The organism is Fictibacillus sp. S7, from assembly GCF_004127935.1.
Classification (GTDB): Bacteria; Bacillota; Bacilli; order Bacillales; family Fictibacillaceae; genus Fictibacillus_C; species Fictibacillus_C enclensis.
The window spans coordinates 2882786-2885577 of the sequence record NZ_QJKL01000001.1; the positions used below are offsets into that span (position 1 = coordinate 2882786).

The window sequence follows — 2792 nt, forward strand, 5'->3', positions numbered from 1 at the left end:
CCTAGTCCAATCACTGCTCTACCTCCAGGACTCTAGCCGCGAGGCTAGCCCTAAAGCTATTTCGGGGAGAACCAGCTATCGCCGTGTTCGATTGGCATTTCACCCCTACCCACACCTCATCCCCGCACTTTTCAACGTGCGTGGGTTCGGGCCTCCATTCAGTGTTACCTGAACTTCACCCTGGACATGGGTAGATCACACGGTTTCGGGTCTACGACAACGTACTATGGCGCCCTATTCAGACTCGCTTTCGCTGCGGCTCCGCCTTCTCGGCTTAACCTTGCACGTTATCGTAACTCGCCGGTTCATTCTACAAAAGGCACGCTGTCACCCGTTAATGGGCTCCAACTACTTGTAGGCACACGGTTTCAGGATCACTTTCACTCCCCTTCCGGGGTGCTTTTCACCTTTCCCTCACGGTACTGGTTCACTATCGGTCACTAGGGAGTATTTAGCCTTGGGAGATGGTCCTCCCGGATTCCGACGGGGTTTCACGTGTCCCGCCGTACTCGGGATCCACTCAGGAGGGAACGAAGTTTCAACTACAGGGCTGTTACCTTCTTTGGCCGGCCTTTCCAGACCGCTTCATCTACCCCGTTCCTTTGTAACTCCATGTAGAGTGTCCTACAACCGCAGAGGGCAAGCCCTCTGGTTTGGGCTGTTTCCGTTTCGCTCGCCGCTACTCAGGAAATCGCATTTGCTTACTCTTCCTCCGGGTACTTAGATGTTTCAGTTCCCCGGGTCTGCCTTCTCATATCCTATGTATTCAGATATGGATACCATCCCATTACGGATGGTGGGTTCCCCCATTCGGAAATCCCCGGATCAACGCTTACTTACCGCTCCCCGAGGCATATCGGTGTTCGTCCCGTCCTTCTTCGGCTCCTAGTGCCAAGACATCCACCGTGCGCCCTTTCTAGCTTAACCTTTAAACACGATCGTAAGATCGTAAAAAAATCACTAAATCAGCGCACAACTAATGAATTAGTTGGCTTGTTTGGATGTTTCGTTATCTAGTTTTCAAGGAACATGGCCACAACAAATGTGTAACCTTATGATGAATTGAAAGAAACGATGTTCTTTCAAAACCAAACAAAAGCTCAGAGTAAGATTCATGAGGCACCTGAGTGCTCATGTCTCCATAGAAAGGAGGTGATCCAGCCGCACCTTCCGATACGGCTACCTTGTTACGACTTCACCCCAATCATCTGTCCCACCTTCGGCGGCTGGCTCCAAAAGGTTACCCCACCGACTTCGGGTGTTACAAACTCTCGTGGTGTGACGGGCGGTGTGTACAAGGCCCGGGAACGTATTCACCGCGGCATGCTGATCCGCGATTACTAGCAATTCCGGCTTCATGTAGGCGAGTTGCAGCCTACAATCCGAACTGAGAGTGGCTTTTTGGGATTGGCTCGGCCTCGCGGCTTCGCAACCCTTTGTACCACCCATTGTAGCACGTGTGTAGCCCAGGTCATAAGGGGCATGATGATTTGACGTCATCCCCACCTTCCTCCGGTTTGTCACCGGCAGTCACCTTAGAGTGCCCAACTGAATGCTGGCAACTAAGGTCAAGGGTTGCGCTCGTTGCGGGACTTAACCCAACATCTCACGACACGAGCTGACGACAACCATGCACCACCTGTCACTCTGTCCCCCGAAGGGGAAAGCTTGATCTCTCAAGTGGTCAGAGGATGTCAAGACCTGGTAAGGTTCTTCGCGTTGCTTCGAATTAAACCACATGCTCCACTGCTTGTGCGGGCCCCCGTCAATTCCTTTGAGTTTCAGCCTTGCGGCCGTACTCCCCAGGCGGAGTGCTTAATGTGTTAACGTCAGCACTGAGGGTGGAACCCCCCAACACCTAGCACTCATCGTTTACGGCGTGGACTACCAGGGTATCTAATCCTGTTTGCTCCCCACGCTTTCGCGCCTCAGCGTCAGTTACAGGCCAAAAAGCCGCCTTCGCCACTGGTGTTCCTCCACATCTCTACGCATTTCACCGCTACACGTGGAATTCCACTTTTCTCTCCTGCACTCAAGTCTCCCAGTTTCCAATGACCCTCCACGGTTGAGCCGTGGGCTTTCACATCAGACTTAAGAAACCGCCTGCGCGCGCTTTACGCCCAATAATTCCGGATAACGCTTGCCACCTACGTATTACCGCGGCTGCTGGCACGTAGTTAGCCGTGGCTTTCTGGTCAGGTACCGTCAAGGTACCGGCAGTTACTCCGGTACTTGTTCTTCTCTGACAACAGAGCTTTACGACCCGAAGGCCTTCATCGCTCACGCGGCGTTGCTCGGTCAGACTTTCGTCCATTGCCGAAGATTCCCTACTGCTGCCTCCCGTAGGAGTCTGGGCCGTGTCTCAGTCCCAGTGTGGCCGATCACCCTCTCAGGTCGGCTACGCATCGTCGCCTTGGTGAGCCGTTACCTCACCAACTAGCTAATGCGCCGCGGGCCCATCTGTAAGCGTCAGCCGAAACCGACTTTCAAAAAAGAAGCAGGCGCTTCTCGTTATCATCCGGTATTAGCTCCGGTTTCCCGGAGTTATCCCCGTCTTACAGGCAGGTTACCCACGTGTTACTCACCCGTCCGCCGCTAAATCAGAGGAGCAAGCTCCTCGTCATTCGCTCGACTTGCATGTATTAGGCACGCCGCCAGCGTTCATCCTGAGCCAGGATCAAACTCTCCAATAAAGTGTTTGATATAGCTCTTAATGTTTAAAAATAAGAAATTGATGGGATTGTAAAATCCCTGACTTACTCTGGCTTTTGTTTGGTTTTCAAAGAACATTT

Annotated in this window: 2 rRNA genes (1 of these 2 cut by a window edge); both read right to left on the bottom strand. The window is 52.7% G+C overall.

From position 1 onward, the window contains the following. Positions 1–927: ribosomal RNA gene (locus DMO16_RS14845) — 23S ribosomal RNA — on the bottom strand; it reaches 2012 nt to the left of the window's first position. 218 nt (positions 928–1145) lie between these two features. Beyond that, a 16S ribosomal RNA gene (locus DMO16_RS14850) occupies positions 1146–2693 on the bottom strand. The 16S and 23S rRNA genes sit together here, the layout of an rRNA operon. Between the last annotated feature and the right edge of the window lie 99 nt (positions 2694–2792).